Below are 23,527 nucleotides of genomic sequence, written 5' to 3' on the forward strand. Positions count from 1 at the left end.
ATTTGGATTGTCAAAAATCCGCTTCGCCTTCAACAATGGCCGCGTCTTTCATTCTTACAGGTACTGGAGCAGCGGTTATGTCTTTGCAAGTGCGCAAGGTAGTCAGCTATGTGGAAAAAACCCTGGTCGAAGGCGGCCGCGAGGCCGAGCGCCCGCTGGTGATGGTCATCGCCGCGGCCGTGATCCGCAATCCCTGGGCCGGCCAGCCGTTCCAGGAAGACCTGAGGCCCAAGATCCTGGAAGCCGCGCCGCCGCTGGGCGAATTGCTGGTCGCGGAAATCCTGCGCCAGGCCGGCTCGGCCGACCAGGTTGAAGCCTATGGCAAGGCGGCGGTCGTGGGCACTGCCGGCGAAGTCGAACACGCCTCGGCCCTGATCCACACGCTGCGCTTTGGCAATGCCTATCGCGGCGCGGTCGGCGGCACCAGCTACCTGAGCTTCACCAATATGCGCGGCGGCCCCGGCTGCGTGATCACCGTGCCGCTGATGCACAAGCTCGACGAAGGCCTGCGCTCGCACTACCTGACCGTGCAGACCACCATCAACGACGCGCCCGCGCCGGACGAAATCGTGATCGCCCTGGGCGCGGCGACCTCGGGCCGTCCGCATCATCGGATCGGCAACCGCTACTCCGACCTGCAGGAACTGGAACGCGAGGCGCAGGCCAAATGAGCGCGCATGTTCGGCGTTCGGGCCGCGGCGCGCCGCTGGTGCTGCTGCATGGCGTCGGCCTGGACCACACCTTGTGGGACGATCTGGCGCCGCTGCTGGAACCGCATTTCGAGGTGCTGCGCTACGACATGCTGGGCCATGGCCGCGCCCCCGCTGTCGCCGATGGGGTGACGGTACAGGACTACATCGCGCAGCTGGACGCGGAACTGGACCGCGCCGGCTGGCAAAGCGCCAATCTGCTGGGCTATTCCATGGGCGGCCTGATCGCGGGCGCCTATGCCGCCGCCCGCCCGCGGCGCGTCACCCGCCTGGCCTTGTTGAGCACGGTATTCCGCCGCAGCGCGGACGAAACGCGTGCCGTGCTGGCGCGGCTGGAAGCGGCGGCCACGCAGGATCCCGCAGCCGCGGCCCAGGTCTCGCTGCAGCGCTGGTTCACGCCCGCGTTCCAGGCCCGGCGTCCCGAGCGCGTGGCCGGCATCGGCCAGCGCCTGCTGGACAACGACCGCGCCAGCTTCCTGGCCGCCTACCGCGTGTTCGCGCAGGGCGACCCGATCCTGGCGCAGGCCGCACCCGATATCGCCTGCCCCGCCCTCGTGCTGACGGGCGAGCTGGACGTCGGCTCGACCCCGCGCATGACGCGGGAACTGGCCAAGGCGCTGCCCCATGCACGGGCGCAGGTGGTGCCGGACCAGCGGCACATGCTGCCGGTGGAAGAGCCCGCCATCGTGGCGGCGGCGCTGCATGAGTTTTTTCTGCCGGCTGCCGGCGCGCCAAGCGCGGCCTAGCCCGCGTAGAGTGGATACGGAGACAAACAATATGAATCGCAGAACCATCCTGAAGAACATGGCAGCCCTGGCGCTCACGCCGCTGGGCGCCGCGCTCGGCGGCGCCGCCAGCGCGCGCGAAGCCCCCTTGCGCGTCATCGTGCCCTTCCCGCCCGGCGGCGGCACCGACGTGCTGGGCCGGGTGATCGCCGCCACGCTGGAAGGCGCGCTCGACCGCCCGGTGGTGGTTGAGAACAAGCCCGGCGCCAGCGGCATGCTGGGCGCCGACTACACCGCCAACGGCGCCAAGGATGGCAGCGTGCTGCTGTTCGCCGGCCTGGTGCCCTCGGTGCGCTACTACGCCAAGCCGCCCGAGGACGTACTCAAGCAACTGGCGCCCGTCTGCCCGATTGCCCGTTCGCCGTATATGGTGGCGGTCAACGCCGACCTGCCGGCCAAGACCCTGGGCGAACTCGTCGCCCAGGCCAAGCGCGAGCCCAAGGGGCTGACCTTCGGTTCCCCCGGCAACGCCACGCCGCAGCATCTGGCCACCGAATTGCTGCAGGCCGCCTGCGGCATCGACATGCTGCACGTGCCCTACCGCGGCACGGGCCCGATGATGACGGACCTGCTGGGCGGACAGATCCAGGTGGTGGTCGCCACCGTGGCGGCGGTGGAACCGTATCTGCAGGGCGGACGCCTGCGCGTGCTGGCCGTGACCAGCCCGGAACGCCTGCCCAAGTACCCGGACATCCCGACGGTGGCGGAAGGCGGCTACCCCGGCTTCTCGGCGCAGATCCAGTTCGGCACCTATTGCGCGGCCGGCACGCCGGAAGCCGCCATTGCGGCGCTGAACCAGGGCATCAACCGCGCGCTGCAGACCGAGACGGTGCGCGCCAAGCTGGGCGAACAGGGCTTCCAGCCCACCGGCGGCACGCCCGCGCAGCTGCAACAGGCGCTGCTGGCGGAAATCCGCGACGTGGCGGGGCTGGTGCAGGCCGGCAAGGTCAAGGTCGACCTGTAGCGTCCCCATACGTTCCGATGCTGGATAACCAGCATTTACAGGCATGTCGTCCTCTGTGCATGCTGCCCGTTGATCCGGCGCAGATCGGGCGCAACATGGAGACGACATGCCTAGTCAGGAATCCCTGCACTCCGCCCATATCCGCGAGATCGAACAAGTCGGCCAGGGCCGCCCCACCCAGCGCGACGCGCACGTGGTCAGCAGCTGGCTGCGCTGCCTGGACCAGTACCGGCTGGATCCCGCCCAGGCCTGCGAGGCCTACATCGTGCCGGATGGCCGGCTGCGCGAACACCGCCAGCAGTCCGAAGCGCTGATTTCCATTGCACGGTCCGGCCTGGACCATCTTTTCCGCCAGGTCGCCGGCCAGAACTACGTGCTGCTGCTGGCCGACCGCCAGGGCGTCACCGTGGAATTCCTGGGCGATGCGCAGCAGACCGCCAGCCTGCGCAAGGCTGGACTGTATCTGGGGTCGGAATGGTCGGAACGCCGCGCCGGCACCTGCGCCGTGGGCGCCTGCCTGGAAAGCGGCGAAGCCCTCACCATCCACCAGACCGATCACTTCGACAACACCCACACCCCCCTGTCCTGCACCGCCGCGCCCATCTATAACGCCGACGGCGAACTCGCAGCCGTGCTGGACATCTCGCTGCTAAGCTCACCCATCCTGAAAGCCAGCCAGAACCTGGCGCTGCATCTGGTCACCAGCACCACGCGGCGCATCGAGATGGCCAACCTGATGGCGCGCACCAGCAACGAATGGGTGCTGCGCTTCGCGCGCTCGCCGGAATTCCTGGACGTGGATCCGGAGGCCGCGATCTCGCTGGACGGCTCCGGCCGCATCCTGGGCATGACGCATACCGGCGCCAAACTGCTGGCGCGCGCCGCCGGCCTGGACTGGCGCAATCCCGCCGGCCTGATCGGCCAGCCCGTCACCCGTTTCTTCGACCTGCAGCTCGATGACCTGCCGCGCTACACCCGCGCCCATGCGCCGCAGCAACGCCTGATCGCGGCCCGCGACGGCAACGCGCTGTTCGCGCACGCCATCGAACCCAACCGGCACGCGCGCGGCGCCTCGGTCGCGGTGCGCGGCGCGCCGTCCGCGCTGCGCGGCCTGGATGGCGGCGACGCCCGCATGGCGGCCCTGCTGACGCGCGCAGCCAAATTGGCCCGGCAGGGGCTGCCCCTTCTGCTGCAAGGCGAAACCGGAGTCGGCAAGGAATACCTGGCCCGCGCCATCCACGACGGCAGCCAGCGCGCCGGGCGCTTCGTCGCCGTGAATTGCGCGGCAATTCCCGAATCGCTGATCGAAAGCGAGCTGTTCGGCTACCTGCCCGGCGCCTACACCGGCGCGGCGGCCAAGGGCCGCAAGGGCCTGATCGAGGAATCCGACGGCGGCACGCTGTTCCTGGACGAGATCGGCGACATGCCGCTGGCGCTGCAAAGCCGCCTGTTGCGCGTGCTGGCCGAATCCGAGGTCACGCCCATCGGCGCGAACGCTCCGCGCGCCGTGCGCCTGTGCCTGGTGTCGGCCTCGCACCGCGACCTGGCCGCGCTGGTGCGCGAGGGACGCTTCCGCGAAGACCTCTATTACCGCATCAATGCCGCCACCCTGACGGTGCCGCCGCTGCGCGAGCGCGCCGACCTGGAATGGCTCATCTCCCGCCTGCTGGCGCGCCACCAGGACGAGTCCGGCGCCCCCGTGCTGGCGCCTGCCGCGCTGATGGCGTTGAAGGCGCATGCCTGGCCCGGCAACATCCGCGAACTCGCCAACGCCATCGCGGTCGCCGCCGCGCTGTGCGAAAACGGCGTGATCGAACCCGCCGACCTGCCCGACGCGCTGGCGCCCGCGGCGGCCGCCGCCAGCCCCGCGGAGGCGGCCTTGCGCGCCATGCTGGCCAGTTGCGGCGGCAACGTCTCCGAAGCCGCGCGGCGCCTGGGCGTGGATCGCTCCACCGTGCATCGCCAGATGCGGCGCCACGGCCTGGCCTCGCGCTCCTGAGGCCCACGGCCGGGCGCCACAGCTGGGTGCCACACCCGGGCGCCACACCCGGGCGCCACAGGTGTGGCGCAACGCCACGGCATCCCGCCCCCGTCCTCCTGTGCGCCGGGGCTGGCATGCCGATTGCTTGATCGTTATCGACGCCCACCGGCCGGCACAGGCCGGGGCCGCCAGCGGACCATGCCCCGGTCCGCCACGACAACGATCGCCCGCCACGGGCAAGGAGACTAGACATGCAGACCGATCAAGCCGGCGCCGCCCTGGACGCCGTGCTCGCGCGCCTGAACACGGCGCTGGGCAACAAGGACATCGATGGCGTCGCGGCGCTGTTCCAGGACGACTGCTACTGGCGCGACCTGGTGCTGTTCACCTGGAACATCCGCACGCTCGAAGGCCATGGCCAGATCCGCGACATGCTGCAACACCAGCTGCCGCAAGTGGAGCCGGTGCGCTTCAGCCTGGATCCCAAGGAAGCCGTATCGGAAGACGCCGGCATGCTGCAAGGCTGGATCGAGATCGAGACCAACCGGGCCCGCGGCTACGGTCACATCCGCGTCCAGGACGGCAAGATCTGGACCCTGCTGACCACCATGTCCGAACTCAAGGGGCATGAGGAACCCAGCGGCCTGCGCCGCCCCAAGGGCGCCGAGCACGGCAGCAGCCGCACTCGCCAGAGCTGGCTGGAAAAGCGCGAGCAGGAAGCCGCCGAACTCGGCTACCAGACCCAGCCCTACGTGCTCATCATCGGCGGCGGCCAGGGCGGCATCGCGCTGGGCGCGCGCCTGCGCCAACTGGACGTGCCGACCATCATCATCGAAAAGAACGAACGTGCCGGCGACAGCTGGCGGAAGCGCTACAAGTCCCTGTGCCTGCACGACCCGGTCTGGTACGACCACCTGCCCTACATCCCCTTTCCCGAGAACTGGCCCGTCTTCGCGCCCAAGGACAAGATCGGCGACTGGCTGGAGATGTACACAAAGATCATGGAACTGAACTACTGGACCTCCACCGTCTGCCAGTCAGCGCGCTACGACGAGCAGAAACAGGAATGGGAGGTCACGGTGCTGCGCGAGGGCAAGCCCGTGGTGCTGCGGCCCAAGCAGCTGGTGCTGGCCACCGGCATGTCCGGCAAGCCCAATGTACCCAGCTTCCCCGGCCAGGATGAATTCCAGGGCGAACAGCAGCACTCCTCGCAACACCCCGGCCCCGACGCCTACCGCGGCAAGAACGTGGTCGTCATCGGCGCCAACAACTCCGCGCACGACATCTGCGCGGCGCTATGGGAAGGCGGGGCCAACGTCACCATGGTGCAGCGCTCGTCCACCCATATCGTGCGTTCCGACACGCTGATGGACATCGGCCTGGGCGGCCTGTATTCCGAGCAGGCGCTGGCCAACGGCATGACCACGCGCAAGGCCGACCTGACGTTCGCCTCGCTGCCCTACAAGATCATGGCGCAGTTCCAGATCCCGCTCTATGACCAGATGCGCGAACGCGACGCCGGGTTCTACGCCAAGCTGGAAGAAGCCGGCTTCATGCTAGATTGGGGCGATGACGGTTCGGGCCTGTTCATGAAGTACCTGCGGCGCGGCTCCGGCTACTACATCGACGTCGGCGCTTGCGACCTGATCATCGACGGCAGCGTCAAGCTGCAGTCGCGCACCGACGTCAGCCACCTGACGCGCGACGCCGTGGTGCTGAAGTCCGGCGTCACGCTACCCGCGGACCTGGTGGTCTACGCCACCGGCTACGGCTCGATGAACGGCTGGGCCGCCGACCTGATCAACCGCGAAGTCGCCGACAAGGTTGGCAAGTGCTGGGGCCTGGGCTCGGACACCACCAAGGACCCCGGCCCCTGGGAGGGCGAGCAGCGCAACATGTGGAAGCCCACGCAGCAGGAGGCGCTCTGGTTCCATGGCGGCAACCTGCACCAGTCGCGGCACTACTCGCAGTACCTGTCGCTGCAGTTGAAGGCGCGGCAGGTCGGCATGCCCGTGCAGGTCTATGGTTTGCAGGAGGTGCACCACAAGCGGTAGGCGCCGTCGTGCGCCCCATCGGGGCGGGCCGCGCTTGCGCCCGCCCTGCCCTCGGGGTAAATTGTTGACAATCTTGCGCCACGAGGCGCTTTTTTTCGAATTTTTCTTCCCGTAGCGGAAAGATTGTCAACACAATGAGCAAGGTGCTGACCCTGCCTGGCGCCGTCCCGGGCGATAACGAGACGCTTGCGGAACACATCTTCCGCAAGATCCAGTCCGCCATCGTCAAGGGTGAAATCGCCCCCGGCAGCAAGATTTCCGAGCCCGAGCTGGCCCGCATCCACGGCGTCAGCCGCGGCCCGCTGCGCGAAGCCCTGCACCGGCTCGAAGGCCAGAAGCTGCTGGTGCGCGTGCCCCATGCCGGCGCCCGCGTGGTGTCGCTGTCGCAGCAGGAACTGTCCGAACTCTACGAAATCCGCGAATCGCTGGAAGGCATGGCCTGCCGCCTGGCCGCCGAACGCATGCCGCCCTCGGAAATCGCCGAGCTGCGCGCCGTGCTGGAAGCGCACGAGCGCGATGAAGCCTTCCAGGCCGGGCTGGGCTACTACCAGCAGGAAGGCGACTACGATTTCCACTACCGCATCGTCAAGGGCAGCGGCAACCAGATGCTGTTCCGCATGCTCTGCGACGAGCTCTACCAGCTGGCGCGGATGTACCGCATCCAGTATTCGACCACCCCCAACCGCCCCCGGCAGGCTTACGCCGAACATCACCGCATTCTGGACGCCATCGCCGACGGCGATGGCGAGTTGGCTGAAATCCTGATGCGCCGCCACATCCGCGCATCCCGTCTCAACATCGAACAGCAGATCGCGCAGGGCAACCTGCAGCGCACCGAGGCATGAACCAAAACTACCGCAAGCCCCTGCCCGGCACTCGCCTGGACTACTTCGACACCCGCGCCGCCGTCGAGGCGATTTCGCCCGGGGCCTACGACCGCCTGCCCTACACCTCGCGCGTACTGGCGGAAAACCTGGTGCGCCGCTGCGATCCGGCCATGCTGACGGACGCGCTCAAGCAGCTGATCGAGCGCCGCCGCGACCTGGATTTCCCGTGGTTTCCGGCGCGCGTGGTCTGTCATGACATTCTCGGCCAGACCGCGCTGGTGGACCTGGCCGGCCTGCGCGACGCCATCGCCGACAAGGGCGGCGACCCCGCCAAGGTCAATCCGGTAGTGCCGGTGCAGCTGATCGTCGACCACTCGCTGGCCGTGGAGTACGGCGGCGACGATCCCGACGCCTTCGCCAAGAACCGCGCCGTGGAAGACCGCCGCAACGAGGACCGCTTCCATTTCATCGACTGGACCAAGCAGGCCTTCCGCAACATCGAAGTCGTGCCTCCGGGCAACGGCATCATGCACCAGATCAACCTGGAGCGGATGTCGCCCGTCATCTACACGCAGGACGGCGTGGCCTTCCCCGACACGCTGGTCGGCACCGACAGCCATACGCCGCACGTGGACGCGCTGGGCGTGATCGCCATCGGCGTGGGCGGCCTGGAAGCCGAGAACGTCATGCTGGGCCGCGCCTCGTGGATGCGCCTGCCCGACATCATCGGCGTGGAGCTGACCGGCCGCGCCCAGCCCGGCATCACCGCCACCGACATCGTGCTGACCCTGACCGAATTCCTGCGCAAGGAGAAGGTCGTGGGCGCCTACCTGGAGTTCTACGGCGCAGGCGCCGCCAGCCTCACGCTGGGCGATCGCGCCACCATCTCGAACATGGCGCCCGAGTACGGCGCCACGGCCGCGATGTTCTCCATTGACCAGCAGACCATCGACTACCTGCGCCTGACCGGCCGCGAGGACGAACAGATCGCCCTGGTCGAGAACTACGCCAAGACCACGGGCCTGTGGTCCGACAGCCTGAAGCACGCCGAATACGAGCGCGTGCTGCGCTTCGACCTGTCCAGCGTGGTGCGCACCCTGGCCGGCCCGTCCAATCCGCACCGCCGCCTGCCGGTCAGCGACCTGGCCGAGCGCGGCATCTCCGGCGTGGTGGAAAACAATCCCGGCCAGATGCCCGACGGCGCCGTGATCATCGCCGCCATCACCAGCTGCACCAACACCAGCAATCCGCGCAACGTCATCGCCGCGGGCCTGTTGGCGCGCAACGCCAACCGCGCCGGCCTGACCCGCAAGCCCTGGGTCAAGAGCTCGCTGGCGCCCGGATCCAAGGCCGTCTCGCTGTACCTGGACGAAGCCGGCCTGACCCCGGAACTGGAACAGCTGGGCTTCGGCGTCGTCGCCTTCGCCTGTACCACTTGCAACGGCATGTCGGGCGCGCTGGATCCCGTCATCCAGCAGGAAATCATCGATCGCGACCTCTACGCCACCGCCGTGCTGTCCGGCAACCGCAACTTCGACGGCCGCATCCATCCCTATGCCAAGCAGGCCTTCCTGGCCTCGCCGCCGCTGGTCGTGGCCTATGCCATTGCCGGCACCATCCGCTTTGACATCGAGCGCGACGTGCTCGGCACGGACGCCGCCGGCCGCGAGATCCGCCTCAAGGACATCTGGCCCAGCGACGAAGAGATCGACGCCGTGGTCAAGTCGGCGGTCAAGCCCGAGCAGTTCCGCAAGGTCTACGCTCCCATGTTCGGCATCCAGGACGACCGCAAGGCCGCCGTCAGCCCGCTGTACGACTGGCGCGCACAGAGCACCTACATCCGCCGCCCGCCGTACTGGGAAGGCGCGCTGGCCGGCGAACGCACGCTGCGCGGCATGCTGCCGCTGGCCGTGCTGGGCGACAACATCACCACCGACCACCTGTCACCGTCCAACGCCATCCTGATGGACAGCGCCGCCGGCGAGTACCTGCACAAGATGGGCCTGCCCGAAGAGGACTTCAACTCCTATGCCACCCATCGCGGCGACCACCTCACCGCGCAGCGTGCCACCTTCGCCAATCCCAAGCTCTACAACGAAATGGTGAAGAACGAGGACGGCACGGTGAAGCAAGGCTCGCTGGCCCGCGTGGAACCCGAAGGCAAGGTCATGCGCATGTGGGAAGCCATCGAAACCTACATGGACCGCAAGCAGCCGCTGATCATCGTGGCGGGCGCCGACTACGGCCAGGGCTCGTCGCGCGACTGGGCCGCCAAGGGCGTGCGCCTGGCCGGCGTGGAAGCCATCGTGGCCGAAGGCTTCGAGCGCATCCACCGCACCAACCTGATCGGCATGGGCGTGCTGCCCCTGGAATTCAAAGCGGGCGTGAACCGCAAGACGCTGGGGCTGGACGGCACCGAAAGCTATGACGTCATCGGCGAGCGCAAGCCGCGCGCCGACCTGACGCTGGTGATCCACCGCCGCAACGGCGAAACCGTCGAAGTCCCCGTGACCTGCCGCCTGGACACCGCCGAAGAGGTCTCGATCTACGAAGCCGGCGGCGTGCTGCAGCGCTTCGCCCAGGACTTCCTGGAAGCTTCCGGCGCCGACAAGAAGGCCGGCTGATCCGCCATCGGCCGGGCGGGCGCCGCGGCGCCCGCCCCAACACCCATCATCAGGACTGCCCCATGACCCATGCACCCCAGACCAAGATAGCCGCCACCTACATGCGCGGCGGCACCAGCAAAGGCGTGTTCTTCAAGCTCGATGACCTGCCCGAGTCCGCGCGCACGCCCGGCGCCGCGCGCGACGCGCTGCTCATGCGCGTGATCGGCAGCCCCGATCCCTACGGCAAGCAGATCGACGGCATGGGCGCGGCCACTTCCAGCACCAGCAAAACCGTCATCATCGGCAAGAGCACGCGCCCGGACCACGACGTGGACTACCTGTTCGGCCAGGTCTCCATCGACCAGCCCTTCGTGGACTGGAGCGGCAACTGCGGCAACCTGTCCGCGGCCGTCGGCCCGTTCGCCATCACCAACGGTCTGGTCGACCCCGCCCGCGTACCGCAGGACGGCGTGGCCGTCGTGCGCATCTGGCAGGCCAACATCCAGAAGACCATCATCGCGCACGTGCCCATGACGGGCGGCGCGGTGCAGGAAACCGGCGACTTCGAACTGGACGGCGTGACCTTCCCGGCGGCTGAGCTGCGCCTGGAATTCATGGACCCGGCCGAGGAAGGCGACGGCGGCTCCATGTTCCCCACCGGCAAGCTGGTCGACGACCTGGAAGTGCCTGGCATCGGCACCTTCAAAGCCACCATGATCAACTCCGGCATCCCCACGATCTTCCTGGACGCCGAGGCCCTGGGCTACAAAGGCACCGAACTGCAGGACGACATCAACGGCGACGCCGCCGCGCTGGCGCGCTTCGAGACCATCCGCGCCCACGGCGCGCTGCGCATGGGCCTGATCAAGACGCTGGAAGAGGCCGCCAGCCGCCAGCACACGCCCAAGGTCGCCTTCGTGGCGGCGCCCAAGGAATACGTGTCCTCCAGCGGCAAGAAGATCGGCGCGGGCGACATCGACGTGCTGGTGCGCGCGCTCTCCATGGGCAAGCTGCACCACGCCATGATGGGCACCGCGTCCGTCGCCATCGCCACTGCCGCGGCGGTGCCTGGCACGCTGGTCAACCTGGCGGCGGGCGGCGGCGAACGCGACAACGTCTGCTTCGGCCATCCGTCCGGCACCTTGCGCGTCGGCGCCGAGGCCAAGCTGGTCGACGGCGAATGGAAGGTCACCAAGGCCATCATGAGCCGCAGCGCCCGCGTGCTGATGGAAGGCCGCGTCCACGTGCCGCGCGAGGGCTTCTAAACCGGCCGGCGGTCGGCGGCATGAAAAACGGGGCTTGAGAGCCCCGTTTTTTTGCGCGGCGCCCCCGCCTCAGCCCTTCGCTCCCGCCGCTTCCAGCAGACGCACGACCTCGGTCTGTCCGCGTTCACGCGCATGGCGCAGCGGCGTAATGCCCTTGCCGTCAGCCAGGTTGACGTCGGCGCCGGCTTCGATCAGCCGCTTGACGATGGCCTGATGGCGCGCGCCGCCATCGCCCAGGATCACGGCTTCCAGCAGGCCGGTCCAACCCAGGTTGTTCACATGATCCGCGTCCACGCCGGCGCGCAGCAGCATGTCCACCACTTCGACGTGGCCGCGCTCGCAGGCAGGAATCAGCGCCGTGCCGCCGTAGCGATTGGTGCTTTTCAGGTCGGCGCCGTGCGACAGCGTCAGCGCCAGGATCTCGCGATAGCCACGGGCGCCAGCCAGCAGGTAGGCGCTGTCGCGGATCGCGTTCTGCGCATTGACGTTGGCGCCGGCCTCGATCAGGACGCGCGCCGCTTCGACATGATTGCCTTGGGTCGCGCGCAGCAGCGGCGTATTGCCGTCCGCATCGCGCGTATCCACGGCAGCGCCCTGCCCCAGCAGCTGCTTGACGCGGGCCGCGTCGCCATTGCCCGCGGCGGCCAACAGCGCGGCGTCCGGGCCCGCGCCCGCGGCCACGCCCCCCATGCCCAACAGGAATGCCGCCAGCCAAAGCCGGCCCGCACGAAAGATAGACATTGGTATTTCCTCCAGATCAATAGCCTGAGGCTCGCCGCATCGACTCGCGGCCTCGTGAGATTCCAAGTATGGCGGCCGGCCCAAGTATTATGAAATTAATTGGCTTGATAGATTCGAGTGGACATCCCAATGCTAGATCCGGTTCTGCTGCGCAGCTTTCTTACCGTCGTGGACACGGGCAACTTCACCCGCGCCAGCGAACACCTGCACCTGACGCAATCCACCGTCAGCCAGCATGTCATCCGGCTGGAAGAGAACCTGGGCTGCCGCCTGCTGGACCGCACGCAGCGCCATGTCCTGCCCACCGAGGAAGGCGAACGACTGCTGGGCTATGCCCGCAGCATCCTGCGGCTGGCTGAGGAAGCACGCGAAAACGTGGCCGCTGCCCAGGCCAGCGCCGTGGTGCGCGTGGGCGCGCCCGAGGATTTCATGGGCGCCACGCTCATGCCTACCCTGGCCGCCGTGGAAGCGGCCTATCCGCGGCTGCGCGTGGAAGTAGAAGGCGGCCTCAGCCATCAGCTGCTGCGGCGCTACCGCGATGGCGAGTTGGACCTGCTGCTGGTCAAGCAATGGGAAGTGGACGCCGATTGCGATGCGCACTGGCCCGAACCCCTGTGCTGGATCACCGCCCGAGGCGCACCGCCGCCCGCGCCCGACACCGCAGTGCCGCTGGTGGCCTTTCCGTCCGGCGCGCTGTACCGTCAGGAAATGACCGCCATGCTGGAAACCAGCGGCAAGCCCTGGCACGTGCGCTTCTCCAGCCCCAGCCTCCCCAGCCTGAGCGCCGCCGTCGCGGCGGGACTGGGGATCAGCCTGCTGCCTGCCGCCTGTGCCACCGCCGAACACCGGCTGCTCACGCCAGAAGAAGGATTTCCGGCGCCGCGCGGCCTGCACTTGTCGCTGTATGCGCGCTCACGGCTCAGCGACGCGGGCCACGCGCTGCGCCGCGCGCTGACGGACTTTTGCACACAGCGCGCCGCGCAGGTCACGCCGCCGGCGTGACGCTGGCGTAAGCTTGCGCCGCCTCGCCCACGGGCTCGCCCTTGCGGAACAGAAAGCGCTGCGCCGGCACCGCAGCGACCGCCGCCGCGCCGTTTGGCGCGGGCATCGCCACGAAGTTCGCCTCGTTGCCCGCCCGCAGGCCGTAGCCGTCCAGGCCCAGCACCGCCGCACCCGCATGCGACGCCATGTGCAAGGCCGTCAACAGGTCGTCGTCCGTGTAGAAGCCCGAGCGGTAGCCGATCAGCATCGCGCGCTGCAGCATGTCGCCATTGCCATAAGGCCACCAGCAATCCTGGATGTTGTCGTTGCCCGTGAATACCTGCACGCCCGCCGCGCGCAGCGCCAATACCGGCGGAAAAGCCCGGTCGCCCGGCGCGTTCGTCATGATGGCCACGCCGGCGTCGGCCAGCTTGCGCGCCACGTCATCCAGCGCCCCTTGGTCGACGTCGCCCAGCGCATAGGCGTGGCTGATGGCGACCCGGCCCGCCAGGCCCAGCGCCCGCGTCCGCGCGGCGATGCGGGCAATCTGCGCGACGCCCGGTACGCCCGGCTCGTGCAGGTGCATATCGATCTTCGCGCCCAGCCGCTCGGCAATGCCGAAAACGCAATCCAGCTGGCCTTCGGCATCGCCATCCAATGTCGACGGATCGATGCCGCCCACCACCTCGGCGCCTTCGCGCACAGCCGCCTCCAGCCATTGCGGCGTGCCTGGACAGGACATCACGCCGGCCTGTGGAAAGGCCACCAGTTCGATGTCGACGATGCCGCGCCATTTCTCGCGCGCCGTCATGACGGCATGCAGATTGGCCAGTTCGGTCGTAGCGTCCACGTCCACATGGCAGCGCATCGCCATCGTGCCGAATGCCGCGGCTTGCGCGATGAGGGCATCGGCGCGCCCTTCGATGGGCGGTGCGGCGGCCAGTTCCTGCTTCTCGATGGCCAGCCGTTCGCGCAGGCTGGTTGCGGGCCGGTGCGGCCGCCAGCGGTCGCCGACGAAACTCTTGTCCAGGTGGATATGGCCGTCGACAAAGCCCGGCAGCACCAGGTGTCCGCGCAGGTCGGTCACCTGCGCTGCGCCCGCGGCAGGCGGCTCGGCGCCCAGCGCCAGGATGCGGCCATCGCGCACGTGCATGAATAGGGGATTGCCGTCTGCTCCCACGGCGTTGAGGTATACGCGGTCAGTCATGTGTCGTCTCGGTCTTGCGCGGCCATGCCGTACGCATGGCCCGGGCTTGCGTACACCTTATCGGAGGACTCGCGCCGCGGCCAATTAAGTGTTGCGATACTCGTCAATGCGAATCGCGATACCCGCGCATGCACACCTGATGGACGCATGCTGGACTAGCGCGGGGTATGTCCCTATACTTTGCGCCTGTTGTAGTTCATTACGCATGCAGCCAGACGATGCACATCGCTGGAAGCATCCATCACACGGCCGCGCACAGCGGCCCGGCGTGTAACGCCGAAACACCCATACCCAGCCGTAAAGGCTGCGGAACAAAACTCCTGCTTACCAGGCAGGACCATCGCTCGCCGCATCGGGCAACGTAAAAAAGCAACCAGCGTTCTGCGCTATGCGGCAGCAAGACACCTATACGGTGTGCCTTATTGCTGTCCGTCCGAGGGCGTGTCCAATCACGTCCGCGCCGGGCAGGCATGCGATCGCGCCTACGGCCGCTCGCCTGGTGTTTCGGCTGCGTCACAGGGGTTTGCCGCCCATCGCATCCCGCGGAAACGGCCTTCATGCAGCCATGACTGTCCGTCATGAACACGCTGTCAAGGAGAAAGGACGAAGACGATGCAAGAGACAGAATTCTTTCAGCTATCCGCCACCACAGCCATCCTGTTGCTGGTGGGGTTCTATGGGGCGACGTTCCTCATGTCGCTGCTGATCAGCCAGAAGAACGAGAACGTAGACGGCTACATGGTGTCGAACAATGCGGTCGGCTTCGGCCTGTCCACCGCCAGTATGATCGCCACCTGGATCTGGGCCGCGTCGTTCTACGCCAGCGCCACCTCGGGCTACAAATACGGCCTGTCCGGCCCGCTGCATTATGGCTTCTGGGGCGCGCTGATGATTCTCTTCATCTATCCCTTCGGCAAGCGCTTCCGCAAGCTGGCGCCCAAGGCCCATACGCTGGCCGAGGTCATACACGCGCGCCACGGCACCTCCAGCCAGATGATCATGGCGGTGTCGAACATCGTCGGCAGCTGCATCAGCCTGATGGTGAACTTCACTGCGGCCGGCGCGCTGGTTTCGATCCTGAGTCCGCTCAGCTTCATCCAGGGCGTGCTCATCGCCGGCCTGGGCGTGCTGTCCTACACGCTGTGGTCCGGATTCCGCACCTCGGTGATGACGGACTTCGCGCAACTGGCCGCCATGATCATCGCGGCGGTCGTCATCATCCCGCTCATCTTCTTCAACGCGGGCGGACCCGACGTGCTGTCGGCAAACATGTGGCGGCTGAGCGCCGACCAGGCGGACTTCTATTCCACCCGCGCCATCCTGGAACAGGGCGCGCCCTACTTCGTGGCCGTGCTGGCCTACGCCATCGGCAACCAGACCATCGCGCAGCGCCTGTTCGCGGTACGCGAAGACTTGATCAAGCCCACCTTCCTGACGGCCACGGCGGGATATGGCGCCGTCGTGATCGGATTGGGCATGCTGGGTCTGTTGGCGCTCTTCGTCGGCCTGGAACCCGCCAACGGCGACATGAACAACATCATCCCGCAGATGGCGTCGACCTATCTGCCGCCCTTCGGCATCGCGCTGTTCTTCCTGCTGGTGGTGGGCTCGCTGTCCTCGACCGCCGACTCCGACCTGGCCGCGCTGTCGGCCATCGTCATGACCGATGTGTACGCCAAGAACCTGGCTGGCGGCCGCCCCGATCCGCGCCGCATGCTGTGGTGGGGCCGTATCACCATGATCGTCGCCACGATGGTGGGCGTGATCTTCGCCAGCCTGCGCCTGGATATCCTGGTCATGCTGGTGTTCGTCGGCGCGCTGTGGGGCGCCATCGTGTTCCCCGTCATCGCCAGCTTCTATTGGGACCGCGTCGACAACCGCGCCTTCGTCAGCGCCGTGCTCAGCGCCGTGGTCCTGTTCACCGTCGTGCGCTTTGAATTGCTGCCCATCACCGGCGCCGTCGCCGTGTTCTTCGAGATCTGCTCGGCCATCGGCGGCGGCGTGGTGCTGGGCCTCATGACCTTCGGGTTCTTCGGCCGCTCCGCGGCGCTCGCCGTGGGCGCCCTGGGCATGCTGGTCATGCTGCCCCTGTTCGTGGGCACTTTGCGCGAATACATCGTCCTGATGGGCTCGCTGACCGCCTACGGCGTCAGCGCCACGGTCTGCGCCGGCCTCAGCCTGCGCAACCAGCAACGCTTCGATTTCAGCCTGCTGGCCGACCGCGTGACTTCCTTCCAGGAAGCGCAGGACGCCCTGTCCGCCCCTGCCGTGCAACGCCCCGAAGTCCAGCCAGCCCAAGGCTGAGCATCCATCCCGCAACAAGGAGACCGATATGTGGTTGACGTTCTATTTTCTGGTGTGGCCGGCCATTTCCGCCCTTATCCTGGCGCTGCTGTGCGTGACGCTATGGCAGGACATCCGCGCGGCCAGGCGTAGCGGCAAAGCGATGGTCTGAGGCCGTGAGCCAGGGTCCGTTGCCATTCACGCCAGCCGCAACGGACGCTGGGCCTGCGCCCGCGCCTCGAGGTAGACCGCGTGCGTGTCCGCCACGAAGCGCGACAGGGCGAAGTCCCGCAGGGCTTTCTCCCGCGCCGCGCGCCCCATGGGTCCCAATAGCTGCGGTTGCGCCAGGATCTCGCGCAGCACGCCTGCCACGGCCTCGGGTGCGCGCGCCGGAACCACCCAGCCGTCCAGCCCCGCATGCACGTTCTCGGCCAGCCCGCCGGCATTGCTGACAACGACCGGCACGCCCATGGCCATCATCTCCCGGCACGCGAACGAGATGGTCTCCATCTCCGAGGACAGCACAAAGCCCACGTCCAGCGCGGCCACAAAGGACCGCACGTCATCCAGCAGGCCTGCGAAGATCACTTGATCCTCCATGCCCAGTTCGCGCACCCGCCGGCGCTGATGTTCACCGGGCGGCTCGCCAGCGATCATGACGACGATGCGCGCGCGCAACTGGGCAGGCAGCAAGGACACCGCCTCGACCATGTCCGGCCAACGCTTGTAGTCCGCGGTGCCTGCATTGCTGCCGACCACCAGGCGGCCAACATGCGCGGCCGGCAGCCAACGGCGGCGGGCTTCATCCACCGCTTGCGGCGAGGGCGGACTGAACCGCTCCACGTCCACGCCGTTGCGCACGGTGCGCAGGCCGCAGCGCCCGAATGCGCTGCCCGCCAGCTTGCGGCGCGTGTGCTCGCACACGCAGATGACGCGGTCCGTCGCCAGCCGGGCGCGCAGCATCGTGCCCAAGCTGCTGGCGGTACGGTCGTTGTGCTGCGTGTACACCACCGCGGGGCTGTCCGCTCCCAGACCCAAGCCCGCCAGCATGCACACGCGGTGGTCGGCAGAGCCGTTGACGTGCGCGATGTCGAAACGCTCCTGCACCAGCAGCCGCCGCAGGCGGCGCGCATTGGGCAGGGCGGCCAGCAGGCCGCCGCGGAAATCCAACGCTTCGGCCCGCACGCCTGGCATGGCCAAGGCCGCGTTGAACAACCGGCTGCCTGGCGGCGCCGCCACGACGATATCGTGCGCGCCGCGCAGCGCGCGGGCCAGCGACAGTACATACGTGGTGTGCCCGCCGCCGTCGCCGCGATGGAAATTGGTGTACAGGATCTTCATCGCGGAACGCCTGTTCAGATCCTGGACGGACCAGCCCCGCCGGCAGGCATCCGCGCATATCGCCATGCACATTTTGGCGCGCAGGATGCATAATGCGCGGCAACGGCAATTTCATCGTTGGCCGTTGCCAAGCTCTTCGAGAAAGATTTTCGAGCACTCACGGATCGTTCCTTGCATTTCAGCGCCGCCAAGCAGGAACTTGGCTGACCCACTGAACTCTACGCAGTCGGCAATTACAGAAGCCGGACCGACTCATTACATTTATGCAAGGAAAGCGAGGCGCCCCATGCGTATCCTCTTGATCGAAGATGAAAGAAAGCTGGCGGACTACGTCCGCAAAGGATTGACCGAGCACAACTACGTGGTCGACATCGCCCGCGACGGCGTCGACGGACGGCATGCCGCCATCGAAGGCGACTACGACGTGGTGGTGCTGGACGTGATGCTGCCGGGCGTCGACGGTTTCGGCGTGCTGGCGGACCTGCGCAAGCACAAGGAAACGCCGGTCCTGATGCTGACCGCGCGCGACAAGGTGGAAGACCGCGTGCGCGGCCTGGAGGGCGGTGCGGACGACTACCTCGTCAAGCCCTTCGCCTTTTCCGAGCTGCTGGCGCGGATCCAGGCCCTGTTGCGCCGCGGCCGCGGGCAGGAATCGACGCTGCTCAGGCTTGCCGACCTGGAGATGGACCTGGCGCGACGCAAGGCGCAAAGAGGCGGCATGCGCCTGGACCTGACCGCCAAGGAATTCACGCTGCTGACGCTGATGCTGCGCCGCCATGGCCAGGTGCTGTCCCGTACCGTGCTGGCCGAACAGGTATGGGACATGAACTTCGATAGCGACACCAACGTCATTGAAGTCGCCGTGCGGCGCCTGCGGGCAAAGATCGACGATCCGTTCGAAACCAAGCTGCTGCATACCGTGCGCGGCATGGGCTACGTGCTGGAGCTGCGTGAAAAATGAAGCTGCCGCGCATCGCGTCCATGGAAATCCGGCTCACGCTGCTGCTCGGCGTCATTGCGCTGGTGGTGTCCAGCGTCGCCGGCTACACCTTGTTCTGGGCCTTGAAGCGCGAGGTGCAGCGCCAGGAGATCACCGAGGTGGCGGGCAAGCTGGAGCTCATCAACCACCTCATCGGCATGCAGACCACGCTGGCGCAGATGCAGGATCTGCGCGGCGCCCTGGACAACATCATGGTCGGTCACGGCAACCTCAAGACCTGGATCACGCTCGCCGACGGCAGCGTGTTCTACGGCGACGCGCCGCCCGTGGACGTACGGCCCCTATCCGGCCGCGAGATCAGGCTGCACTCCCAGGACGGCTGGAACATGCGCGGACTGCGCGTGCCGCTGGAAGGCACGCTGCTGCCTGGCGCCGAGCTCACCGTGGCCGTGAACCTGCGTCCCGGCACGCAGTTCCTGTATGCCTTCGCCACCGCGCTGGTCCTGATCTGCGCCATCTGGGTCGGCGCCACGCTGGTGCTGTCGGCGTGGGCCGTGCGGCGCTCGCTGTCGCCCATCCGCCGCCTGTCGCAGCAGGCCGCCCGGATCCAGCCGGACAATCTTGCCGTGCGCCTGCCGGAACAGGGCATAGACCGCGAGCTGCGCGAATTTACCCATACCTTCAACGGCATGCTGGGCCGGGTGCAAACGGCCTACCAGCAGATGGAAGGCTTCAACGCCGACGTGGCGCACGAACTGCGCACGCCCCTGGCCACGCTGATCAGCGGCGCCGAGGTCATCCTGTCGTCCCCGCGTTCCGAGCAGGAGCTGCGCGAGGTGCTGGAATCCAACCTGGAGGAACTGGAAGGGCTGAAGGCGCTGGTCAACGACATGCTGTTCCTGGCCCGCGCCGACGGCGGCGAACCGGCGGGGGACCTGCAGGAAGTGGACGTGCGCCGGGAGGTCGCCCGCGTGGCCGAATACTACGAGGCCGCGCTGGACGAAGCCGGCGTTTCCCTGACCGCGCACGGCGCCGCCACCCTGATGGCCAACCCGCGGTTGTTGCGGCGCGCCATCGCCAACCTGCTCAGCAACGCCATCCGCGCCACGCCCCACGGACGCGGCATCGACCTCTATTGCATCACCCGGCAGGACGAGATCGAAATCAGGGTCAGGAACCCCGGCGCGCCGATCGCAGCGGAGGCGCTGCCGCGCATCTTCGACCGTTTCTACCGGGGCGACGACGCCCGCAGCCGGCGCGCCGACGGGCACGGCCTGGGCCTGGCCATCGTCCGCGCCATTGCCCGCATGCACGGCGGCAACGCGTTCGCCCGTTGCGGCGGCCAGGGCACCGAGGTCGGCTTCACGCTGTCCCGGACGCCGAACATTACAGGAAAGTAATCCTCCCGACAGGTTGCGGTGTGGAGCGCGTCACTAAAGTGGCGCCTCCTACCCCCAATTCGAGTCTAGAGGATACGCATGAAGAAACTGGTGAAACTCGCGCAGGGCGCCGTCGCCGCGGGCGCCCTTTTGCTTTCCTTCGGCGCCATGGCTGCCCCCGGCCACGGCGCGGGCCACGGCGGCGGCCATGAAGCCGCAGCCCCCATCGGCAAGCCCGGCAACCTCGCCAAGGTCTCGCGCACGATCGTGGTCGACATGACGGATGCGATGCGCTTCACGCCGGACAAGATCGACGTCAAGGCAGGCGAGACCATCCGTTTCAAGGTCAGCAATTCCGGCAAGATCCGCCACGAAATGGTGCTGGGCACCACGGCGGACCTGAACAGCCACTACCAGATGATGCTCAAGGATCCGGGCATGCGCCACGAGGAGCCGAACTCCGTGTCGCTGGAAGCGGGCAAGGCCGGCGACATCGTCTGGACCTTTGACAAGGCGGGCACCGTCGCCTTCGCCTGCCTCGAACCCGGACACTATCCCGCCGGCATGAAGGGCGCGGTTTCCGTCAAGTAATCCACAGCCGGGATGCCGGTCCGGCTACCGGGGAGATAGAGCATGAGTAGAGCAGTTTCGAATCCGCGCCGCCGGTTTGTGCAGGGCCTGGCCACGGGCGGCGCGCTGGCCGGCATGGGTCTGTGGAGTCCGTCCTCATGGGCGCAGTCCGGCGCCGCCCGGCAGAGCGTGCTGTCGGGCACCGAGTTCAACCTGGAGATCGGCGAGAGCCCCGCCAATTTCACTGGCGCTCCCCGCATCGCAACCACGGTCAACGGCATGCTGCCCGCGCCCACGCTGCGCTGGCGCGAAGGCGACCGCGTCACGCTGCGCGTCACCAACCGCCTGCGCGAAGATACCTCGATCCACTGGCACGGCATCATCCTGCCCACCGGCATGGACGGCGTGCCCGGCCTGAGCTTTCCCGGCATCGCGCCAGGCGAAACCTTCACCTACCAGTTCGACGTGGGCCAGAGCGGCACGTACTGGTATCACAGCCATTCCGGCTTCCAGGAGCAGACGGGACTGTACGGCGCCATCGTCATCGATCCCAAGCGCCCGGACCCGGTACGCGCGGACCGCGATTACGTCGTCCTGCTGTCCGACTGGACCGACGAGGACCCCATGAGCGTGTTCCGCAAGCTCAAGGTGATGCCCGACTACTACAACTACATCCAGCCCACGGTCGGCAGCCTGATGGACGACGCCGAGAAATCCGGCTGGAAGAACGCGCTGAACGAACGGCTCATGTGGCAGAAGATGCGCATGAACCAGACCGACCTGGCCGACGTCTCGGGTGCGACCTACACCTTCCTCACCAACGGCAAGTCGCCAGCCGGCAACTGGACCGGTCTGTTCCGTCCGGGCGAACGGATCCGCCTGCGCTTCATCAACGGGTCTGCCATGACCTACTTCGACGTGCGCATCCCCGGCCTGAAGATGACGGTGGTGGCCGCCGACGGCCTGGCCGTGCGCCCGGTGGAAGTGGAAGAATTCCGCATCGCGGTGGCCGAGACCTATGACGTCATCGTCGAACCTCAAGACGAGCGCGCCTACACGATCTTCTCGCAGGCCATGGACCGCTCCGGCTATGCCCGCGGCACGCTGGCGCCGCGCGAAGGCATGCAGGCCGAGATCCCGGCGCTGGATCCGGTGCAGGTGCTGACCATGATGGACATGGGCATGGCGCACGACATGCCCGGCATGGACATGGGCGGCTCGCAGGCCGGCGGCATGGACCACGGCGCACAGGTCGCGATGAACCATGGCGCCCAGGGCGGCATGAATCATGGCTCCATGGCAGGCATGGACCATGGCGCGGGCGGCAACGAAGGCGGCATGGTCGAGGTCAAGCACCCCTACCCCGCCGAATACAGTCCCGCCAACTCCATGGTGCCCGACATCGTTTCGACCCGGCTGGACGATCCCGGCGTGGGCCTGCGCAACAACGGCCGCCGCGTGCTGACCTATGCGGACCTGCATTCCATGGTCGAACCCGCCGACAACCGCCCGCCGACCCGCGAGATCGAGCTGCACCTGACTGGCAACATGGACCGCTACATGTGGTCGTTCAACGGACTGAAGTTCACCGAAGCCAAGCCCATCGTGCTCAAGTACGGCGAGCGCGTGCGCTTCGTGCTGGTCAACGACACCATGATGACGCACCCCATCCACCTGCATGGCTTGTGGAGCGACCTCGAATCCGCCGATGGCAATTTCCAGGTGCGCAAGCACACGATCAGCCTGAACCCGGCGCAGCGCCTCAGTTACCGCGTCAGCGCGGACGCGCGCGGCAACTGGGCCTATCACTGCCACTTGCTGTTCCACATGGAGGCCGGCATGTTCCGCGCGGTCGTCGTGGAATAGGAGGAATAATGAGAACAACGACTTCCAGAAAGCACTGGCCCGGGCTCGTCGCGGGCGCCGCCCTTCTTTCCGCCGCATCCGGACTGGCCGTGGCGCAGACGCCGGCGGGAACCATGAGCGGCATGGACCATGGTTCGATGCAAGGCATGGATCATGGATCGATGCAAAGCCAGGCGCCAGCCGCGAAGCAGAGCATGGATCACAGCACGATGCCGGGTATGGACCACAGCTCGATGCCCGGCATGGATCACAGCGCCATGCCCGGCATGGACGAAGCCCCGCCCAAAGGCCCGCCGGTGGGTTCGCTGCCCTCCAGCGACGGCAGCACGGAGCAGCGCTACGCCGCCTATCGCATCCATCCGCACATGATGGACAACGTCGTCACCAGCCACCTGCTGTTCGACAAGCTCGGCGTCGCCTACGACCGCAACGAACAAACCAGCCTGCAATGGGACGGCCAGTTCTGGATCGGCCGCGACCTGAACAAGCTCTGGATCAAGAGCGAAGGCGATCGGCTGAACGGCAGCACGGACGCCAAGATCGAGGCCTTCTGGAGCCACACGATCTCTCCGTTCTGGGATCTGCAGCTGGGTGCGCGGCGCGATTTCGGCACGGGTCCGAAACGCAACTGGGCCGCGTTCGGCGTGCAGGGCGTGGCGCCCTATGGCATCGAAACCGAGATCACCGGTTATGTCGGCGGATCCGGCAGGACCGCGTTGGCGCTGAAGGCGGAATACGATCTGCTGCTTACCCAGCGCCTGATCCTCACGCCCGAGATCGAAGCCAGCTTGTACGGCAAGAATGACGAAGCGCGCGGCGTGGGTTCCGGACTGTCCGACGCCTCGTTCTCCTTGCGGCTGCGCTACGAAGTCACGCGTGAGTTCGCGCCCTATGTCGGCGTGTCGTTCGGACGCAAGTTCGGCAAGACCGCAAGCTACGCCAGCGAAGCCGGAGAAAGCCGTTCCGAACGCGCGATCCTGGCCGGCGTGCGCATCTGGTTCTAAGCATCGCCGGCGCCGCGATTCGC

Annotated in this window: 19 protein-coding genes; 16 read left to right on the forward strand and 3 right to left on the reverse strand. The window is 67.3% G+C overall.

Features of this window, described 5'->3' with window-relative positions:
- Positions 1-77 precede the first annotated feature (77 nt).
- From ACM1PE_RS24390 to prpF, 8 genes are all read left to right on the forward strand, one after another.
- Positions 78-671, forward strand: a complete 594-nt coding sequence (locus ACM1PE_RS24390; protein ID WP_419341210.1) for an amino acid synthesis family protein — start codon at positions 78-80, stop codon at positions 669-671.
- On the forward strand, positions 668-1,456 hold the full coding sequence (locus ACM1PE_RS24395; RefSeq protein ID WP_419341211.1) for an alpha/beta fold hydrolase: 789 nt from the start codon (positions 668-670) through the stop codon (positions 1,454-1,456). The genes ACM1PE_RS24390 and ACM1PE_RS24395 overlap by 4 nt, the downstream gene beginning before the upstream one ends.
- 31 nt (positions 1,457-1,487) lie before the next feature.
- On the forward strand, positions 1,488-2,459 hold the full coding sequence (locus tag ACM1PE_RS24400) for a Bug family tripartite tricarboxylate transporter substrate binding protein (RefSeq protein WP_054452078.1): 972 nt from the start codon (positions 1,488-1,490) through the stop codon (positions 2,457-2,459).
- Between the two features lie 106 nt (positions 2,460-2,565).
- Complete coding sequence (locus tag ACM1PE_RS24405; protein WP_419341214.1) at positions 2,566-4,458, forward strand: sigma-54-dependent Fis family transcriptional regulator; 1,893 nt, start codon at positions 2,566-2,568, stop codon at positions 4,456-4,458.
- Between the two features lie 233 nt (positions 4,459-4,691).
- The gene (locus tag ACM1PE_RS24410; protein ID WP_419341216.1) at positions 4,692-6,494 is read left to right on the forward strand and encodes an NAD(P)/FAD-dependent oxidoreductase; all 1,803 of its coding nucleotides are present in this window, start codon (positions 4,692-4,694) and stop codon (positions 6,492-6,494) included.
- Between the two features lie 134 nt (positions 6,495-6,628).
- Entirely contained in the window at positions 6,629-7,339 is a 711-nt protein-coding gene (locus tag ACM1PE_RS24415; RefSeq protein WP_059371233.1) for a GntR family transcriptional regulator, read from the forward strand.
- Complete coding sequence (gene acnD / locus ACM1PE_RS24420; protein ID WP_118931574.1) at positions 7,336-9,945, forward strand: Fe/S-dependent 2-methylisocitrate dehydratase AcnD; 2,610 nt, start codon at positions 7,336-7,338, stop codon at positions 9,943-9,945. The genes ACM1PE_RS24415 and acnD overlap by 4 nt, the downstream gene beginning before the upstream one ends.
- A gap of 62 nt (positions 9,946-10,007) precedes the next feature.
- The gene (gene prpF, locus ACM1PE_RS24425) at positions 10,008-11,192 is read left to right on the forward strand and encodes a 2-methylaconitate cis-trans isomerase PrpF (RefSeq protein ID WP_118931573.1); all 1,185 of its coding nucleotides are present in this window, start codon (positions 10,008-10,010) and stop codon (positions 11,190-11,192) included.
- Between the two features lie 69 nt (positions 11,193-11,261).
- Here the strand turns inward: prpF and ACM1PE_RS24430 are convergent, their stop codons facing one another.
- The gene (locus ACM1PE_RS24430; protein ID WP_419341218.1) at positions 11,262-11,933 is read right to left on the reverse strand and encodes an ankyrin repeat domain-containing protein; all 672 of its coding nucleotides are present in this window, start codon (positions 11,931-11,933) and stop codon (positions 11,262-11,264) included.
- Positions 11,934-12,062: 129 nt separating this feature from the next.
- Between ACM1PE_RS24430 and ACM1PE_RS24435 the strand changes: the two genes are divergently transcribed.
- On the forward strand, positions 12,063-12,935 hold the full coding sequence (locus ACM1PE_RS24435; protein WP_059371229.1) for a LysR family transcriptional regulator: 873 nt from the start codon (positions 12,063-12,065) through the stop codon (positions 12,933-12,935).
- On the opposite strand, the gene ACM1PE_RS24440 is transcribed toward ACM1PE_RS24435, so the two are convergent.
- Positions 12,919-14,121 carry an amidohydrolase family protein gene (locus ACM1PE_RS24440; protein ID WP_419341219.1) on the reverse strand — a complete coding sequence of 401 codons (1,203 nt, stop codon included), beginning with the start codon at positions 14,119-14,121 and terminating at the stop codon, positions 12,919-12,921. The genes ACM1PE_RS24435 and ACM1PE_RS24440 overlap by 17 nt on opposite strands.
- Positions 14,122-14,733: 612 nt before the next feature.
- On the opposite strand from ACM1PE_RS24440, the gene ACM1PE_RS24445 reads away from it, so the two are divergent.
- Positions 14,734-16,425, forward strand: coding sequence for a sodium:solute symporter family protein (locus ACM1PE_RS24445; RefSeq protein WP_306635366.1), 1,692 nt, complete (start codon positions 14,734-14,736; stop codon positions 16,423-16,425).
- A gap of 28 nt (positions 16,426-16,453) precedes the next feature.
- Complete coding sequence (locus ACM1PE_RS24450; protein WP_217278763.1) at positions 16,454-16,576, forward strand: putative transporter small subunit; 123 nt, start codon at positions 16,454-16,456, stop codon at positions 16,574-16,576.
- 26 nt (positions 16,577-16,602) lie between these two features.
- Here the strand turns inward: ACM1PE_RS24450 and ACM1PE_RS24455 are convergent, their stop codons facing one another.
- Positions 16,603-17,745: a glycosyltransferase gene (locus ACM1PE_RS24455; RefSeq protein WP_419341221.1), complete on the reverse strand. Its 1,143-nt coding sequence runs from the start codon at positions 17,743-17,745 to the stop codon at positions 16,603-16,605.
- 286 nt (positions 17,746-18,031) lie between these two features.
- On the opposite strand from ACM1PE_RS24455, the gene ACM1PE_RS24460 reads away from it, so the two are divergent.
- The 5 genes from ACM1PE_RS24460 to ACM1PE_RS24480 all read left to right on the forward strand — a co-directional run bounded on the left by ACM1PE_RS24460 (position 18,032) and on the right by ACM1PE_RS24480 (position 23,504).
- Complete coding sequence (locus ACM1PE_RS24460; protein WP_118931568.1) at positions 18,032-18,706, forward strand: heavy metal response regulator transcription factor; 675 nt, start codon at positions 18,032-18,034, stop codon at positions 18,704-18,706.
- Entirely contained in the window at positions 18,703-20,085 is a 1,383-nt protein-coding gene (locus ACM1PE_RS24465) for a heavy metal sensor histidine kinase (RefSeq protein WP_419341223.1), read from the forward strand. Before ACM1PE_RS24460 ends, ACM1PE_RS24465 begins: the two co-directional genes overlap by 4 nt.
- A gap of 78 nt (positions 20,086-20,163) precedes the next feature.
- A complete protein-coding gene (locus tag ACM1PE_RS24470) occupies positions 20,164-20,655 on the forward strand; it encodes a cupredoxin domain-containing protein (protein WP_419341225.1) in 492 nt (163 codons plus the stop codon).
- Positions 20,656-20,697: 42 nt separating this feature from the next.
- Positions 20,698-22,500 (forward strand): copper resistance system multicopper oxidase, encoded by a 1,803-nt coding sequence (locus tag ACM1PE_RS24475; protein ID WP_419341226.1) that lies wholly within the window; start codon positions 20,698-20,700, stop codon positions 22,498-22,500.
- A gap of 8 nt (positions 22,501-22,508) precedes the next feature.
- Positions 22,509-23,504, forward strand: a complete 996-nt coding sequence (locus ACM1PE_RS24480) for a copper resistance protein B (RefSeq protein ID WP_165867767.1) — start codon at positions 22,509-22,511, stop codon at positions 23,502-23,504.
- The last annotated feature ends 23 nt before the right edge of the window (positions 23,505-23,527 follow it).

It is taken from the genome of Achromobacter sp. PD1, from assembly GCF_048541815.1.
Lineage (GTDB): Bacteria > Pseudomonadota > Gammaproteobacteria > Burkholderiales > Burkholderiaceae_B > Achromobacter > Achromobacter bronchisepticus_A.

Excerpts from the sequence above, each read along its gene's own strand:
- ACM1PE_RS24470 (WP_419341225.1), top strand. The coding sequence starts at position 20,164 with ATGAAGAAACTGGTGAAACTCGCGCAGGGCGCCGTCGCCGCGGGCGCC.
- ACM1PE_RS24405 (WP_419341214.1), top strand. The coding sequence starts at position 2,566 with ATGCCTAGTCAGGAATCCCTGCACTCCGCCCATATCCGCGAGATCGAA.
- ACM1PE_RS24400 (WP_054452078.1), top strand. The coding sequence starts at position 1,488 with ATGAATCGCAGAACCATCCTGAAGAACATGGCAGCCCTGGCGCTCACG.
- ACM1PE_RS24415 (WP_059371233.1), top strand. The coding sequence starts at position 6,629 with ATGAGCAAGGTGCTGACCCTGCCTGGCGCCGTCCCGGGCGATAACGAG.
- acnD (WP_118931574.1), top strand. The coding sequence starts at position 7,336 with ATGAACCAAAACTACCGCAAGCCCCTGCCCGGCACTCGCCTGGACTAC.
- ACM1PE_RS24465 (WP_419341223.1), top strand. The coding sequence starts at position 18,703 with ATGAAGCTGCCGCGCATCGCGTCCATGGAAATCCGGCTCACGCTGCTG.
- ACM1PE_RS24475 (WP_419341226.1), top strand. The coding sequence starts at position 20,698 with ATGAGTAGAGCAGTTTCGAATCCGCGCCGCCGGTTTGTGCAGGGCCTG.
- ACM1PE_RS24445 (WP_306635366.1), top strand. The coding sequence starts at position 14,734 with ATGCAAGAGACAGAATTCTTTCAGCTATCCGCCACCACAGCCATCCTG.
- ACM1PE_RS24460 (WP_118931568.1), top strand. The coding sequence starts at position 18,032 with ATGCGTATCCTCTTGATCGAAGATGAAAGAAAGCTGGCGGACTACGTC.
- ACM1PE_RS24430 (WP_419341218.1), bottom strand. The coding sequence starts at position 11,933 with ATGTCTATCTTTCGTGCGGGCCGGCTTTGGCTGGCGGCATTCCTGTTG.
- ACM1PE_RS24435 (WP_059371229.1), top strand. The coding sequence starts at position 12,063 with ATGCTAGATCCGGTTCTGCTGCGCAGCTTTCTTACCGTCGTGGACACG.
- ACM1PE_RS24480 (WP_165867767.1), top strand. The coding sequence starts at position 22,509 with ATGAGAACAACGACTTCCAGAAAGCACTGGCCCGGGCTCGTCGCGGGC.
- ACM1PE_RS24410 (WP_419341216.1), top strand. The coding sequence starts at position 4,692 with ATGCAGACCGATCAAGCCGGCGCCGCCCTGGACGCCGTGCTCGCGCGC.
- prpF (WP_118931573.1), top strand. The coding sequence starts at position 10,008 with ATGACCCATGCACCCCAGACCAAGATAGCCGCCACCTACATGCGCGGC.
- ACM1PE_RS24440 (WP_419341219.1), bottom strand. The coding sequence starts at position 14,121 with ATGACTGACCGCGTATACCTCAACGCCGTGGGAGCAGACGGCAATCCC.
- ACM1PE_RS24395 (WP_419341211.1), top strand. The coding sequence starts at position 668 with ATGAGCGCGCATGTTCGGCGTTCGGGCCGCGGCGCGCCGCTGGTGCTG.
- ACM1PE_RS24390 (WP_419341210.1), top strand. The coding sequence starts at position 78 with ATGTCTTTGCAAGTGCGCAAGGTAGTCAGCTATGTGGAAAAAACCCTG.
- ACM1PE_RS24450 (WP_217278763.1), top strand. The coding sequence starts at position 16,454 with ATGTGGTTGACGTTCTATTTTCTGGTGTGGCCGGCCATTTCCGCCCTT.
- ACM1PE_RS24455 (WP_419341221.1), bottom strand. The coding sequence starts at position 17,745 with ATGAAGATCCTGTACACCAATTTCCATCGCGGCGACGGCGGCGGGCAC.